Source organism: Lampropedia hyalina DSM 16112 (genome assembly GCF_900129055.1).
Lineage (GTDB): Bacteria > Pseudomonadota > Gammaproteobacteria > Burkholderiales > Burkholderiaceae_C > Lampropedia > Lampropedia hyalina.
Genome location: NZ_FQUZ01000033.1, coordinates 1 through 15,417 on the forward strand (window position 1 = coordinate 1; position 15,417 = coordinate 15,417).

The 15,417-nt window shown below is 60.0% G+C and carries 13 protein-coding genes; 7 read left to right on the forward strand and 6 right to left on the reverse strand.

Translation table 11 applies throughout. The features are described 5' to 3' along the window. From BUE21_RS11930 to BUE21_RS11945, 4 genes are all read left to right on the forward strand, one after another. The coding region (locus tag BUE21_RS11930) for a zinc ribbon domain-containing protein (protein ID WP_073356887.1) at positions 1–203 on the forward strand (203 nt) is incomplete at its 5' end. Positions 204–446: 243 nt separating this feature from the next. Beyond that, positions 447–2,285, forward strand: coding sequence for an ABC transporter ATP-binding protein (locus BUE21_RS11935; RefSeq protein WP_200796737.1), 1,839 nt, complete (start codon positions 447–449; stop codon positions 2,283–2,285). 376 nt (positions 2,286–2,661) lie between these two features. After that, positions 2,662–3,858: a nicotinate phosphoribosyltransferase gene (gene pncB / locus BUE21_RS11940; protein ID WP_073356888.1), complete on the forward strand. Its 1,197-nt coding sequence runs from the start codon at positions 2,662–2,664 to the stop codon at positions 3,856–3,858. Further along, a complete protein-coding gene (locus tag BUE21_RS11945; protein WP_327069099.1) occupies positions 3,855–4,973 on the forward strand; it encodes a bifunctional nicotinamide-nucleotide adenylyltransferase/Nudix hydroxylase in 1,119 nt (372 codons plus the stop codon). Before pncB ends, BUE21_RS11945 begins: the two co-directional genes overlap by 4 nt. A gap of 33 nt (positions 4,974–5,006) precedes the next feature. Here the strand turns inward: BUE21_RS11945 and BUE21_RS11950 are convergent, their stop codons facing one another. From BUE21_RS11950 to pmbA, 6 genes are all read right to left on the reverse strand, one after another. After that, the gene (locus tag BUE21_RS11950) at positions 5,007–5,801 is read right to left on the reverse strand and encodes an SURF1 family protein (RefSeq protein ID WP_084523252.1); all 795 of its coding nucleotides are present in this window, start codon (positions 5,799–5,801) and stop codon (positions 5,007–5,009) included. Positions 5,802–5,855: 54 nt separating this feature from the next. Then, positions 5,856–6,248 carry a cytochrome o ubiquinol oxidase subunit IV gene (gene cyoD, locus BUE21_RS11955; RefSeq protein WP_073356890.1) on the reverse strand — a complete coding sequence of 131 codons (393 nt, stop codon included), beginning with the start codon at positions 6,246–6,248 and terminating at the stop codon, positions 5,856–5,858. Beyond that, entirely contained in the window at positions 6,245–6,913 is a 669-nt protein-coding gene (cyoC, locus tag BUE21_RS11960; protein WP_073356891.1) for a cytochrome o ubiquinol oxidase subunit III, read from the reverse strand. Before cyoC ends, cyoD begins: the two co-directional genes overlap by 4 nt. A gap of 29 nt (positions 6,914–6,942) precedes the next feature. Further along, positions 6,943–8,976 (reverse strand): cytochrome o ubiquinol oxidase subunit I, encoded by a 2,034-nt coding sequence (gene cyoB, locus BUE21_RS11965; protein WP_073356892.1) that lies wholly within the window; start codon positions 8,974–8,976, stop codon positions 6,943–6,945. Positions 8,977–8,997: 21 nt separating this feature from the next. After that, complete coding sequence (locus BUE21_RS11970) at positions 8,998–10,272, reverse strand: ubiquinol oxidase subunit II (protein WP_073356893.1); 1,275 nt, start codon at positions 10,270–10,272, stop codon at positions 8,998–9,000. Positions 10,273–10,651: 379 nt separating this feature from the next. Further along, the gene (gene pmbA, locus BUE21_RS11975; protein WP_073356894.1) at positions 10,652–12,055 is read right to left on the reverse strand and encodes a metalloprotease PmbA; all 1,404 of its coding nucleotides are present in this window, start codon (positions 12,053–12,055) and stop codon (positions 10,652–10,654) included. A 291-nt stretch (positions 12,056–12,346) separates the two neighbouring features. Between pmbA and yjgA the strand changes: the two genes are divergently transcribed. From yjgA to BUE21_RS11990, 3 genes are all read left to right on the forward strand, one after another. After that, complete coding sequence (gene yjgA / locus BUE21_RS11980; RefSeq protein ID WP_073356895.1) at positions 12,347–13,021, forward strand: ribosome biogenesis factor YjgA; 675 nt, start codon at positions 12,347–12,349, stop codon at positions 13,019–13,021. A gap of 32 nt (positions 13,022–13,053) precedes the next feature. Continuing rightward, entirely contained in the window at positions 13,054–14,319 is a 1,266-nt protein-coding gene (ubiM, locus tag BUE21_RS11985; RefSeq protein ID WP_073356910.1) for a 5-demethoxyubiquinol-8 5-hydroxylase UbiM, read from the forward strand. A gap of 85 nt (positions 14,320–14,404) precedes the next feature. Continuing rightward, complete coding sequence (locus BUE21_RS11990; protein WP_073356896.1) at positions 14,405–15,388, forward strand: porin; 984 nt, start codon at positions 14,405–14,407, stop codon at positions 15,386–15,388. Positions 15,389–15,417: the final 29 nt, after the last annotated feature.

A 15,417-nucleotide genomic window follows, 5' to 3' on the forward strand; every position in this document is an offset into this window, starting at 1 on the left:
GAATCGACCAGTGGTATCCCTCGTCAAAGCGTTGCTCGGACTGCGGATACACCATGCCAAAGATGCCTTTGAATGTGCGGCAGTGGACGTGCCCGGAATGTGGAGAACACCACGACCGGGACGTGAACGCTGCGCGCAACGTACTGGCCGCCGGACTGGCGGTGTCAGCCCGTGGAGAAGCGGTAAGTCCTGTGGCTTTTTGAGGCATGGGCACGGTTCTGTGAAGCGGGAATCCCCTGTCTTTAGGGAGGGGAGGATGTCAAATGCACAGTCTTTGCAGAAAAAGTTGAAAGGGCCGCCATCCTAACCTACCTATCGGTAGGTTATTTTTATCAGAACCAATACCCCGGCCAGGATGTACGGCTTCCAGACAGCCCCTGCCACACGCTTGCCATTCACATTCGGGGACAATAGGCCCTTTGCATCCACTGGCCTGCGGGCCTTTCATGGAGAAGCCCTTGCTGCGCTGGTTTGAAAAACGCCTCGATCCCTTTCCGCCCCCGGCTCCCACCCGCCCTCCACAGGGGCTGCTGGCGTTTCTGTGGGCGGCAACGCTGGGTTCGCGTGGCTACCTGCTGTTGCTGGCCGTACTCAGTGCCACCGTATCCATCTACGAGGCGTGGCTGTTCGCCTTTCTGGGACAGGTGGTCGATCACCTGAATGCCTGGCAGAACGGCACGCTGGACGCTGCCCAGCGCGACCGCACGATGGTCTGGATCATCGGCACGATGGCAGCCAGCATAGGGGTGGTGGCCCTGCGCACGATGGTGCAGCACCAGGTGCTGGCCATCAACTTTCCGATGCGGCTGCGCTGGAGCTTTCACCGGCTGATGCTGGGGCAGAGCATGTCTTTCTTTGCCGATGAATTCGCCGGGCGCGTCACCACCAAGGTGATGCAGACCGCGCTGGCCGTGCGCGAGGTGCTGCTGACGCTCAGCGAAGTGCTGCTGGGCATCGGCGTGTACTTCGTCACCATCATCGCGCTGGCCGGAGCCTTCGATGCGCAACTGATGCTGCCGTTCGTTGCCTGGATCGTGCTGTACGGCGCATCGATGGCCTATTTCGTGCCGCGCCTGGGCAAGGTCGGCAAGGAGCAGGCCGATGCCCGCTCCAGCATGACGGGCCGCATCACCGATGCCTACACCAACATCACCACCGTGAAGCTGTTCGCCCACACCCGCCGCGAGGCCGATTTCGCCCGCGCCGCGATGGAGGATTTCATGCACACCGGCTACCGCCAGATGCGGCTCATCAGCTGGTTCGAGATCGTCAATCAGACGCTGGTGGTCGCACTGATTCTGGGTGCGGGCGGCTATGCGGTCTGGCTGTGGAGCCACGATGTGGTCTCTGCCGGTGCAGTGGCTGCCGTCACCGCCATGAGCCTGCGCGTCAATGGCATGTCGCACTGGATCATGTGGCAGATGGCCTCCCTGTTCGAAAGCATCGGCACGGTGCAGGATGGCATTGCCACGCTCACGAAGGCGCAGACCGTGCGCGACGCACCCGATGCCGCCCCCTTGCAGGTGCAGCGCGGCGAAGTGCGCTTCGAGCAGGTTAGCTTCCACTACAACGGCGAAAAACAGGTCATCGACCGGCTCGATCTCACCGTCCAGCCCGGCGAGAAAATCGGTCTGGTCGGGCGTTCCGGCGCGGGAAAATCCACGCTGGTGAACCTGCTGCTGCGCTTCCACGACCTCGACGAGGGCCGGATTCTGATCGACGGTCAGGACATTGCCCACGTCACCCAGGACAGCCTGCGCGAAGCCATCGGCATGGTGACGCAGGACACCTCGCTGCTGCACCGCTCCATCCGCAACAACATTGCCTATGGCCGCCCGAGTGCCAGCGAGGCAGAAATCCACACTGCGGCCGAGCGGGCACAGGCGGCAGGCTTCATCGGGGAACTGAGCGATCCACAAGGGCGCAGTGGTTACGACACCCATGTGGGCGAGCGCGGCGTGAAGCTCTCCGGTGGGCAACGCCAGCGCGTTGCGATTGCCCGCGTGATGCTGAAGAACGCCCCGATCCTGCTGCTGGACGAAGCCACCAGCGCGCTGGATTCCGAAGTGGAGGTGGCCATTCAGGACAGCCTGAACGAGATGATGCAGGGCAAGACCGTGATTGCGATTGCGCACCGCCTCTCCACCATCGCCGCCATGGACCGGCTGGTGGTGATGGAACAGGGGCGCATCGTCGAACAGGGCAGCCACGAAGAACTGCTGGCGCAAAATGGCCTGTATGCGCGGCTGTGGCAACACCAGAGCGGCGGCTTTCTGGGGCAGTGATGCGCCCGATGCGCAGAACCGGCCAGGGCGAATCCCGGCTTTTTCTGCCCTGCACGGTGCTGCATTGCGCTGCGGGGCGGCTGGAGAGGGCTACACTTTGCCCCTGTCAAGCTAGGGAAGGTCTGCAAAACTCTTGCGGTAAGCACGCGCCCGCCAGTGGGATGCAGCGCAAGGCGGATTTTGCGGTCAATAGCGGGGCTATTGACCGCTGCAAGCCAACGCGGCGATGCGCCCAGTGGCGGGATGCGGGCGGCGCAAGAGTTTTGCAGACCTTCCCTAGCATGGACACCGACCCCGACTCTGCCCACCGCCAGACATTCCAGCGGCAGACTGCGCCCGCCAGTCCTGCCGCATGACCCATTCCACGCATTGAAACATGGACGCTCCCATCATCCACAGCCTGCTGGACACCGACCTGTACAAGTTCACCATGTGGCAGGCCATGCTGCACAACCACCCGCAGACCCAGGCCGAGTACCGCTTCGTCTGCCGCAAAAAACCCGCCTACCCGCTCAGCCATCTGTTGCCCGCCATTGAGCGCGAACTGGATGCACTGTGCGAACTGCGCTTGCGTGCCGATGAACTGGACTTTCTGGGCAGAATGCGCTTCATCAAATCCGACTTTGTGGACTTTCTGCGCATCTTCCAGTTCCAGCGCAACTTCATCCGCGCCTGGGCCGATGGAGACGACTTGCACATCGTCGCCCGTGGCCCGCAAGTGCATGTGATGGCCTTTGAAATCTTTGTGCTGGCAATCGTCAATCAGTTGTATTTTCGCCAGTTCGATGCCGAATCCGCCCTCGCCGAAGGCCAGCGACGGCTGGATACCAAGGTCGCGGAACTCAAGGCCCTGGCACGCGAGACCGCGCTGCGCCACCCCTTCGAGCTGTTCGACTTCGGGGTGCGCCGCCGCTACTCTGCCGACTGGCAACGCCATGTGGTGCAAACCTTTGCGAATGAAACCCCGCAATGGTTCAAGGGCACCTCCAATGTGCTGTTGGCCAAAGACCTGGGGCTGGTGCCCATCGGCACGATGGCGCACGAATACTTCCAGACCTACCAGGCCCTGGGCGTGGTGCAGTTGCGCAACTTCCAGAAAGCCGCGCTGGAGAGCTGGGTGCAGGAATACCGGGGCGATCTGGGTATCGCGCTGACCGATACCATCGGCATGGATGCCTTCCTGCGCGACTTTGACCTGTACTTCGCCAAGCTGTTCGACGGCCTGCGCCACGACTCGGGCGACCCCATCGCCTGGGGTGAAAAAGCCCTGGGGCACTACACCAGACTGCGCATCGACGCGCACACCAAGCGGCTGGTTTTCTCCGATGGCCTGAACGTGCCGCAAGCCCTGCGCCTGTACCACCACTTTGGCGACCGCACCCAGTGCGGTTTCGGCATCGGCACACAACTGACCAATGACATGGGACTGGCCCCACTGTCCATCGTCATGAAACTCACCGAAGCGAATGGCCAGCCCGTCGCCAAAATCTCCGACTCGCCCGGCAAGCTGCTCTGCGACGACCAGACCTTCCTGGACTACCTGCGCCAGGTGTTCCACGTTCCCAGCCCATGACCCTCCATCTGTCCACCATGCCCGCCTGCCCTGCCCTGTACGATCTGGCCATCTTCATTGGCCGTTTCCAGCCGCCCCACCGGGGCCATCTGGACATGCTGGAGCACGCTTTTCAGGTCGCACACCGGGTCGTCGTCGTCATCGGCACCGCCGGGCAGGCACGCACGCCCAAGAACCCCTTCACCTGGCAGGAACGCCGCGACATGATCGATGCCGCCCTGTCCCCGGCACAGCGCGAACGCGTTCACTACCTGCCCATGCGCGACTTCTACAACGAAGCACGCTGGGTCGAAGCCGTCACCCAGGGCGTGGCGCAAACCTGGGCTACAGTGGCCAAGGCCGATGGCACGGCGGCCACACCGCGCACCGCACTGCTGGCACACTTCAAGGATGCCAGCAGCAGTTACCTGACACAGTTCCCGCACTGGCAGATGGAGCAACTGCCACGCCAGCACGACATCGATGCCACGCAAATCCGCGATGCCTTGTTTGGCACGGCCAGCCACCACACGCCCCCGCTCCAGCAACTTCTGCACACCCACCTGCACCCCAGCACCTGCGACTGGCTGGCACACTGGTGCGAAGGGGCAGATTTTGTACGCTTGCAGCAGGAATGGCAGATGCTGCGCGACTACCGCGCCAGTTGGGCCAGCGCGCCTTTTCCGCCGGTCTTCGTCACCGTCGATGCGCTGCTGCAATGCCAGGGCCAGGTGCTGTTGATCGAACGCGGTCATGCCCCCGGAAAGGGCCTGCTGGCCTTGCCGGGCGGCTTTCTGGAGCAGCGCGACACCCTGTGGCAATCATGCCTGCGCGAACTCGCCGAAGAAACCCACCTGACACTGGACGATGCACGCTGGCAGGCCGCATTCGTGCAAAGCCGCGTCTTCGACCACCCGGATCGCAGCCTGCGCGGGCGCACCATCACGCATGTATTCCAGTTCAACCTGGGCGATCAGCCACTACCGCCAGTGCAGGGAGGCGACGATGCCCGACACGCCCACTGGATTCCGGTTGCCGACATCGCCCACCAGTCAGATCGCTTCTTCGACGACCACTTCCACATTCTGCAAACCATGCTGGACTTGGAGACGGATGGCGGCACGCCTTCCACCTGATGGAACCCAATCCATCAGACAGAACGTACCGCTTCAATCGTCCAGCCGTGAATCCGCATCGTCGCGCAACGCACTGGCGGGATTGCGCCACTCGGTTCGGATGAAGTAGATCAGCGCGATCACGTTCATCACCGCCAGACCAAACCAGGTCAGTGCGTAGCTCAGGTGGTTGTTGCGGAACTGGATCACCGTTAGGCCACCGCGCGGCCAGCCCCCCGGATTGGGCGTAGCATCGGCATCGACAAAGTACGGTGCCGTCCGGTCAAGCCCTCGCACATCCGTCATGGCGGCCAGATCACGGTGGTACCAGCGGTCTTCGGCAGCGACGTTGTTGCGCACGAACAGACCCTGTGTTTCCGCCATGCGCAGCAAGCCAATGACCTCTACAGACTCGGCAGGCAAGGCTTCCTGGCGGCTATCAGGGCGGCGTTTTTCATTGGGCACAAAGCCCCGGTTGATCCAGACAATGTCGTCGCTGGTTTCCAGCGGTGTCATCACCCAGTAGCCCGGCCCCAGCAGCGAATTGGCATAGACCTGCACTTCCCGCTCATGCAGGAACCGCCCCTGCAAGCGCACCCGCAGGTACTCATACTGACTGCGCGGGTCTGCACTCTCGTTCCACTGCAACAGTCCCGGCGGGCTGACCGGCTCCGCATGAACCCGGCCATCGATGCGGGCCATCAAGTCCTTCTTCCAGGCGAGGCGTTGCACCTGCCAGCTACCCAATGCCAGAAACGTGCCCAGAGTCAGCACCAGAAAAAGAAAAACAGCCCCGCGCAGCAAGGACTGCGACCGGGGCTGTGGATCTGTGAAATTGCTCTCAGCCATACGCTCCATGCTTACCTCAGAAAAGAGGCCAGTATAAGCGAGGCCAAGAGGGTATCAGCGGCGGATGTCGCTTGCGCTGGGGGGCACGTATTCCTTGTCGTGGATATGCGGCATCATATTGTCTTCCAAATGGCTCATGACCCACATCGAACCCACGAAGGCAATGGCAATGGTAATCACCGTGAAAACCATGGCGATGACAATCCAGCCACCTTCAGAGCGGGGGTTCATGTGCAGGAAGTACACCATGTGCACCAGCATCTGTACCAAACCCAAACCCAGAATCCAGCCCACTGTAGCGGTCTTGCTGTCGAGTACATCGGCCATGACCAGCCAGAATGGAATCACTGTCAGGATGACGGACAGGACAAAGCCAATCACATAATCCTTCAGTGTGCCGTGCCCGGCCTCGGTGTGTGCCGGCTGTGTGTGTTGATGGCTGCTCATCCCACCACTCCCATCAGGTAAACAAAAGAAAAGACGCAAATCCAGATCACATCCAGGAAGTGCCAGAACATCGACAGGCACATCAGACGGCGGTGGTTGGCAGCAATCAACCCGAACTTGCGAATCTGGAACACCAGCACCACGAGCCAGATCGTACCGAAAGTCACGTGCAGACCGTGTGTTCCCACCAGGGTGAAGAAGGCCGACAGGAAGGCACTGCGCTGGGGCGTCGCACCAATGTGAATCAGGTGATAGAACTCATAGACTTCAATGGCCAGAAAGGCCAGTCCGAACAAACCGGTCACCAGGAGCCAGTTGATGGTCGCCTTCACATTGCCCTTGTAGGACTGCAACATCGCAAACCCAAAGGTAATGGACGAAAGCAGCAGCATGAAGGTATTGACCAGAATCAGCGGCAGCGCAAACAGATCGGCAGGAGACGGACCTGCCGCATAGTTGCGCCCCACGACGGCATAGACGGCGAACATGATGGCGAAGATCAGGCAATCCGTCATGAGGTAGATCCAGAATCCTACCCCGGTATTACCGGACACCGAATGCCCATGACCATCTCCGTGGTCGTGGTGGGGTTCCTCGACTATGTAATAGACCCGCTCGCCCGCAGTGGTCGCTGCGGTGGGCGCGTGTGTGCTTGCTGTTGTCATGTTGAATGAATTTCCCTGTTTCGATTGGGTCAGTGGGCCTTTGCTGCCTGAGCGAGCAGACGGGTACGCTCTTCCTCGGTCTTGGCAACCTCATCGGCAGGAATGTAGTAGTCACGGTCGTAATTGAACGTGTGGTAAATGGTGAACCCAATCAGCCCCAGGAACGAGGCAATGGCAAGCCACCAGATATACCAGATCAATGCAAAACCCAATACCACGCTCAGGCCGGCAATCACAATGCCGCTACCAGTACTCTTGGGCATGTGAACCGGAACAAAACCGTTCAGGGGACGCTTGTAGCCATGCTTTTTCATGTCCCACCAAGGATCGACATCGTGCACGACAGGGGTAAACGCAAAGTTATAGGCAGGAGGAGGCGAAGAGGTGGCCCATTCCAGACTGCGGCCATCGCCCCAGCTGTCGCCTGTCAGGTCACGGGTCTTCTCGCGTTGCAGCCAACCCACGAAGATGGACAGTACGAACGAAACGATACCGAACAGAATGAGCACGCCACCAATCAGTGCCACGATGAAGTAAGGCTGGAGGGAGGTGTCCTCAAACTGGCTCAGACGACGGGTCACACCCATCAGACCGAGAATGTACAGCGGCATGAAGGCCACCCAGAAGCCAATCTGCCAGCACCAGAAGGAGACCCTACCCCAGAAATCGTTCATCTTGAAGCCGAACGCCTTGGGGAACCAGAACACGATACCGGCAAACAGACCGAACACCACGCCACCAATAATGGTGTTGTGGAAGTGGGCCACCAGGAACAGGCTGTTGTGCAGCATGAAGTCGGCCGCAGGAATGGCCAGCATCACACCCGTCATGCCACCGATCACGAAAGTCAGCATAAAGCCAATGGTCCACAGCATGGGCAGTTCCATGCGAATGCGGCCCTTGTACATGGTGAACAACCAGTTGAAGATTTTCGCCCCGGTCGGAATGGAAATAATCATGGTCATGATGCCAAAGAAGGCATTGACGCTGGCTCCCGATCCCATCGTGAAGAAGTGATGCAGCCACACCAGATAGGACAGGATCAGGATGGACATCGTGGCATACACCATGGAGGCGTAACCAAAGAGACGCTTCTTCGTGAAGACCGGCACAATCTCCGAGAAAATACCAAAGGCGGGCAACACCAGCACATAGACTTCAGGGTGACCAAAAATCCAGACCAGGTTCACGAACATCATGGGGTTGCCACCCAGCTGGTTGGTGAAGAAGTTGGTTCCCAGATAGCGATCCATTGTCAGCAGCACCAGGGCAGCCGTCAGAATGGGATACACCGCCAGAATCAGGATGTTGCTGGCAAAGGAAGTCCATACAAAGATGGGCATGCGCATCCAGGTCATGCCAGGCGCACGCATCTTGATGATGGTCGCCACGATGTTGATGGAGCCCAGCGTAGTTCCTACCCCGGCAATGTTCAGAGACCACAAGTAATAGTCCATCCCGGTGTTCGGACTGTAGTCAATCCCCGTCAGCGGTGGATAAACCAGCCAGCCTGCCTGTGCGAATTCACCCACAAACAGCGAAATCATGATGAGCATCGCACCCGCAGTGGTCAGCCAGAAACCCAGGTTGTTGAGGAACGGGAAGGCCACATCGCGCGCACCCAGTTGCAGGGGCACAAGATAGTTGAAGAAACCCACCAGCATGGGAGTGGCCACGAAGAAGATCATGATGACACCGTGCACGGTGAACACCTGATCGTAGTGGTGGGCATTCAGATAGCCTTCACTGCCCCCTGAGGCCATGGCCTGGTGGATACGCATCATCAGCGCGTCCGCAAAACCACGCAGCAACATGACGATCCCGAGAATCATGTACATGATGCCGATCTTCTTGTGATCGATGGTGGTGAACCATTCGCGCCACAGGTAACCCCAGAGCCGGTATTTGGTCAGCAATGCCAGACCGGCCAGCGAGCCCAGCATGACGGCCACGAACGTCGCCATGATGACGGGCTCGTGCAGCATTGGGAAAGTATGGTAATCGAACGTGATCCGTCCCAGGAGCGGATGGACGTTTTCATTGAGAAATGCCGCAGCAGACATGATTTCTGGATTCCTGGAAAATCAGAGAGTGGGGATGGATGAGACCGTGTCGAAACTCAGCTTCTGGTCTTGTGAACCGGGAACCGAAGTCACACTGGCCGCCGGAACCTGTGGCTGCTGCACAGGTGCAAAGCTCGATTGCACCGGATCGGTTGCAATGGTGTCGGTGGTGCAGATGATGTCGCCCGGCATCAGACCGGAAAACTCCGCCAGCTCAAGCTGGGTTTTCAAGGTGCGACGGCTGTCGTAACGCAAACGCTTGAGGTTGTCGAGACTGTCCACGCCAGCACCACCAGCGAGGTCAATGTTCATCATTTCATCCATGCACATGGTTCCTGGTGTCACGCACATGTTCAGGATGGCATGGTAGAGGTTGTTCTGCACTTGACCGTAGTGACGGACGCCGAAATATTCCACATGGCCACGCTCGTTCTTTTGGTCGAACTGGTCCAGCACCAGGTATTCCGCCCGATCCAGTACCACAGGAGAGCTGCGCACCTTATTGACCCATTCGTCAAAACCTTCATTGCTCAGGCTGTGGAAGCTGAAGTACATCTGACTGAAGCCATGCCCGGTATAGTTGGAGGAGGATCCGCGGAAAACTCCCTGATCATTCATGACGGCATGCAGACGAGTCTGCATGCCGGGCATGGCGTAAAGCTGGCCGGACATCGAAGGAATGAAGAAGGAGTTCATCATGGATGCCGAGGTGAGGCGGAACTCAATCGGGGTATTGGCAGGAGCAGCCAATTCATTGACGGTGGCAATGCCCTGCTCGGGATAAATGAACAGCCACTTCCAGTCCAGTGCCGCAACCTCGACCACCAGCGTTTTCACATCGGCCACGGCTTCGTCGCTGCGCTTGGGATCAATGAACTTGGTGGTCAAACGCTTGATGGCCCCCAAATCCTCCTCAACCCCGGCAATCTTGGTCTGGCTATCGACCCTCGTCAATGGACGATACGGATCCAGCAGATGTGTGGACCCCCAGGTCACCAAGGCCAGCACGATGATGATGGCAATCGGAACCCCCCAGATCAGCACCTCCAGCTTGTTGGAGTGATAGAAGTCTGGATCGTAATCGGCTTTCTGGTTGCCAGTGCGATACTTCCAAGCGTAATAGACGGTCAGCAGCATCACCGGAATGATGACAATCAGCATCACCACAACCGAAAAGATCATCAGGTTGCTCTGCTGTTTGGCAACGTAACCCGATGGATTGATGAGCGTCATATTGCAGCCCGACAGCAGCAGGCCTGTCAGCAGGGCAATGGCCGAGGAATACTTTTTCTTCATGCGTACCTCATGAACGGTGTGGTTTTCAGCGATAACGGAAACTGGCTTCGGGAAGGCGAGGGAACTTCTGACGGACGCGTCACTCGACACATCCCGATCGCGATGAAAACTTCCCAGCAGGGAAGCAGCCTTGCGAACAGGATCCAGCGAACGGGTGAGCCAAGGAAGGGCCTGGCGTACAGGTCGGGGCCAGCAGGTTTGCGCCCGCCACGCGCCACCATGTCCACAAGCCAGACCTTGATTTGCCGCATTCCCGTTTCAGAATGCCTGCGCCAGCGTAATCCAGAATAACGCCGCGATTCTATCCTCTTTTACCCCTGTTTTCGTCAAGGGCAATGGGTTTGCTCAGGCACTTGCGGCAAGGGCGTTGCCCAGGGCTTCAGCTTCCCGCTACGGTCATGCGGTTGATGAGCAGCGATCCTGTGGTCTTGGAGCCATAGGTGTAGGCATCGGCTCCGATGGCCTCGATGCCCAGGAACATGTCCCGGAGGTTGCCTGCAATGGTGATTTCTTCCACTGGATAGGCGATCTCGCCGTTTTCCACCCAGAAGCCGCTGGCTCCACGCGAGTAGTCACCCGTGACGGCATTGACCCCCTGCCCCATCAATTCCGTGACAAACAGTCCGGTACCGAGTTTTTGCAGCATGGCCTCCAGCGTGTCCGTATCGCGGGTATGGCGTGATTGCAGACTGAGGTTGTGCGAGCCGCCCGCATTGCCTGTGGTGCGCATCCCCAGTTTGCGAGCCGAGTAGCTGCCCAGAAAATAGCCTTGCACCACTCCCTGCCGCACCACCATGCGCGGGCGCACGCGCACCCCTTCGGCATCGAACGGGGAACTGCCCTTGCCGCGCAGGATGAAGGGATTTTCCTCAATGTCGATGTGCTCCGGGAAGACCTGCTGCCCCAGCGAATCCAGCAGGAAGCTGCTCTGGCGGTACTGTGCGCCCCCACTGGTGGCCTGCACATAGGAACCCAGCAAGCCGGCAGCCAATGGCGATTCGAACAGCACCGGGCATTGTCGGGTGCTGATCTTGCGGCCATTCAGGCGGCTGAGCGCGCGTTCTGCCGCATACCGACCCACGACGGCAGCCGATGCCAGCCGGGCGGGGTCGCGCATGGAGCTGTACCAGGAATCGCGCTGCATGTCTGCGCCCTTGCCCGCAATCGGTGCGACCGAAATGCTGTGCCGGGAACTGGCGTAGCCCCCACGGAAACCATTGCTGTGGGCCGTGAAGAAATGGCTTTGCTGGGCCGATACCCCCGCACCTTCGCTGTTGCTGATCTGCGCGCTGGTGGCAAAGGCAGCGGCCTCGCATTCACAGGCCAGCGCAAGGGCCTGTTCACTGTCAATGTCCCAGGGGTAGAACAGATCCAGGTCGAAGTGGGTCTCGGGCGGGGCAATATCTGCAACATCGGCCAGACCGGCATGGGGGTCTTCGGCGGTATAGCGGGCAATATCGTAGGCCGCCTGCACAGTCTGGCGAATGGCCTGTTCGGAAAAATCCGAAGTGCTGGCATTGCCGCTGCGCTGGCCCACATACACGGTCACGCCCAGGCTCTTGTCGCGGTTGCGCTCCACGGTTTCCAGTTCGCCCAGGCGCACATTCACGCTCAGGCCATGTCCTTCGGACGCTTCTGCGGCAGCATCGGTGGCCCCCAGGTGGCGGGCGTGTTGCAGGGCTTGGTCGGTGAGTTGCGCAAAGAAGTCGCGGCTGTAGCTGAAGCCGTTCAAGGCGGCATCGAGGGCTGTTTTTTTCGCAGGAGATTGGGATGCTTGGTTCATCAGAAACAAATTCCGGTTTGAAACCGTCCCCTTCAAGGGGATAATCAGAAAAAGGCTGGAAAGGCAAGGGCCTGTGGAAGCCAGAAGGTTCGTCCATAGGCTCTTGCCCGGCTTGTCACCCGGTTCAATCGGGCGTGAATGAAAACTGGCCGCTATGATACTTGCTCCAGCTCCCGACACATGGCGGTCACATGGCCGTGCAGTTGGAACCCGCGCCCCTGTCCCCACCAACAAAAGCATCTCCCCCCGCGTCCGGCCACACCGGGCGTAGATCGAAACCCAACAATCAACATGTCCCGGAAACCCAAAAAAGGTTATTTTGTGCGTGGCCACTTTGTGGCCGAAGGCAGTGAAGAAGACCTGCAACTCAAGGCCGAACTCAAAGGCACCGATGTCAGCAAGACCGACCGCAAGCGCGAAAGCGAGGAATTGCAGACTCTGGGGCAATCGCTGCTGAGTCTGCGGGGCGATCTGTTCCGTGCCCTGCCCTTGCCCGACAGTCTGGTGGAAGCCCTGCACGAGGCCGACCGCATCAGCAATTTCGAGGGCAAGCGTCGCCAGATGCAGTTCGTCGGCAAGCTGATGCGCAAGCTCGATGATGAAGTGATCGAAGCCATCCGCGCCGCACTCGACATTCAACGCAATGGCAGTGCCGAGGAAAAACTGACCCTGCACCAGGCTGAAGCATGGCGCGAACGCCTGCTGGGCGAAGACCACGCCCTGACCGAATGGCTGGAGGCTTACCCCCACAGCGATGTGCAGCAACTGCGCACGCTGATTCGCCAGGCGCGCAAGGACGATGCCACCACGGCTGCCGATGTCTCTCAGGGCAAGGCACCGCGCAAGGGCAAGGCTTACCGGGAACTCTTTCAACTGGTGCAGCAGGCCCTGCGCAACAACCAGACCCAGAGCGAGGATGCACGCCACTGGGATACCGCAACCGATGCCCCACACTGGGCCGAATGACACCACGCCACGCCAAGCAGACAGGAGAATACATGCCCCAGCCATCGCCTGAACCATCGTCTGTAGTGGACATTGCCATCGTGGGTGGCGGCCCGGTGGGGCTGGCATTTACCCGGTCGCTGCAAGGCAGTGGCCTGCGGGTGCTGGTCATCGAACGCCAGCGACTGCAAGCCCTGGAGCAACCGGCATCTGACGGTCGGGAAATCGCCCTCACCCACGCCTCGCGCCGGATTCTGGAATCCCTGGGCGTGTGGGACTGTCTGCATCCTGCCGATATCTCGCCGCTGCGCGATGCCCAGATTTTCAATGGCCCTTCGTCCTTCGCACTGAATATCACCGCTCAACAGGGTGGCGTGGAGCAACTGGGGTATTTCGTGCCCAACCACCTGATCCGGCAGGCCTTGTTCGATGTGCTGCAAGACCAGCCCGGCTTCGCGCTGCGCAGTGGCGTGGGCGTGGAAGACATCCAGACCGGCACCGACTGCCATACCCTGCGGCTTTCCGATGGACAGACCGTGCAGGCACGGCTGGTGGTGGCCGCCGACAGCCGCCACTCGCAAACCCGCCGCATGATGGGCATCGGCGCGGCCCTGCACGATTTTGGCCGCACCATGCTGGTGTGCCGCTTCGCCCATGAAGTGCCGCACCACCATATCACCTGGCAATGGTTCGACCATGCCCAGACCCTGGCCCTGCTGCCGCTGAACCGCGCCACCTGCCTGGACGACACCGACCCCGACGAACAGGACGACGGCCTGGGCGAAGACAGCCTGCCCTATCGCTCCAACGTGGTGCTGACCCTGCCGCCACACGAGATGCAGCAGATGCAGGCACTGGACGAACTCACATTCTCGGCCAACATCCAGCGACGCTTTGCCGCCCGGCTGGGAGCCATGCAGCAGGTGGGAGCGATTCACACCTACCCGCTGGTGGCCGTCTATGCGCACCGGTTTGCGGCATCGCGCTATGCCCTGATCGGCGACGCGGCCGTGGGCATGCACCCCATCACCGCCCACGGCTTCAACTTTGGCCTGCAAGGCCAGCAACGCCTGGCCGACCGCATCTGGCTGGCACACCGCCGCCACCAGGACTTCGCTGCCGATTCGGTGCTGCAATCCTATGAACGCGCCCACCGGCTGGCCACCTGGCCGCTGTACCAGACCACCAACGCGATTGCCACCCTCTACACCGACGATCGTGTACCGGCCCGTCTGGTACGAGACGGCGCACTGCGCCTGGCCAACGCCGTGCTGCCGTTCAAGAAAGCGATTGCCGCCCACCTGTCGCAGGCCACCTGACCCATCGTCTGCACAGTCCAGCCATCCACACGATGGCACGATCCATGCTAATTGCTGCACCGCATCAACACGAAAGGAATGCGGAATGCAACAATTGCCCCGATTTGTGCCAGCCTCCATGTTGGCTGTGGTTCTGGCTTCTCCTGGCACCGTTTTCGCGCAAAGCAGCGTGCAGATCTATGGCCGTATCAACACCACCGTAGAGCACACCAGGGAAGGCGACCAGCGCAGCACCGGCATGCGCAACACGGCCTCCCGTTTCGGGCTGCTGGGCACGGAAGACATGGGCGCAGGGCTGAAAGCCTTTTTCAAACTGGAAAGCGGCTTCTCCTCGACCACTGGCGACAGTGCCACCCCGTACTTCGGACGCGGTGCATACCTGGGCATCCAGGGGCCTTGGGGTGCGATCAAGGCCGGCCATATCGGCACCGAAGCCCTGATGGCCACCGCTGACTACATCAGCATCCACAACCACGACACCGGCACATCGGCCGATGCACTCTACGCCTTCATCGGCATGGCAGGCTATGCCAAGAACGGCAAACTGGCCTACGTCACCCCCAAACTGGCTGGCTGGACGGTGGAAACCCAGGTTTCCATCAACGAGGAGGCCCCCGACAAAGTCTATGACCTGGCGGGCTACTACGACAACGGTGGCCCCTGGAGCCTGGGAGTGGGCTACAGCCGCGACCCCAACCAATCGCAGTACCAGGCAGCCTTTCGCGTCATGTACACCCAGGGCGCATGGATTTTCGGTGGCTATGTGCAGCGCGACAAAAACTACCTGGGCCCGAACAGCGGCACACGCAACAACTACCGCGCCATCATGGCATACCTTCTGGGCGCACAGGAATTCCACCTCAATATCGGTCACGCCCAGGCTGCACGCCACTTGCAGAACAGTGCCGCGTGGCAGTACACGATCGGCTACAACTACAACCTGAGCAAACGCACCAAGGTCTATACCTTCTACACCCGCATTCGCAATGATGCGGCCGCGCAATATGGCGTAGCACAGGCCGGGGACGACTTCAGCTCACTGGCTCTGGGCATCCGCCACAACTTCTGATCCAGCCTGGCCTGCCCAGTGGCAACGGC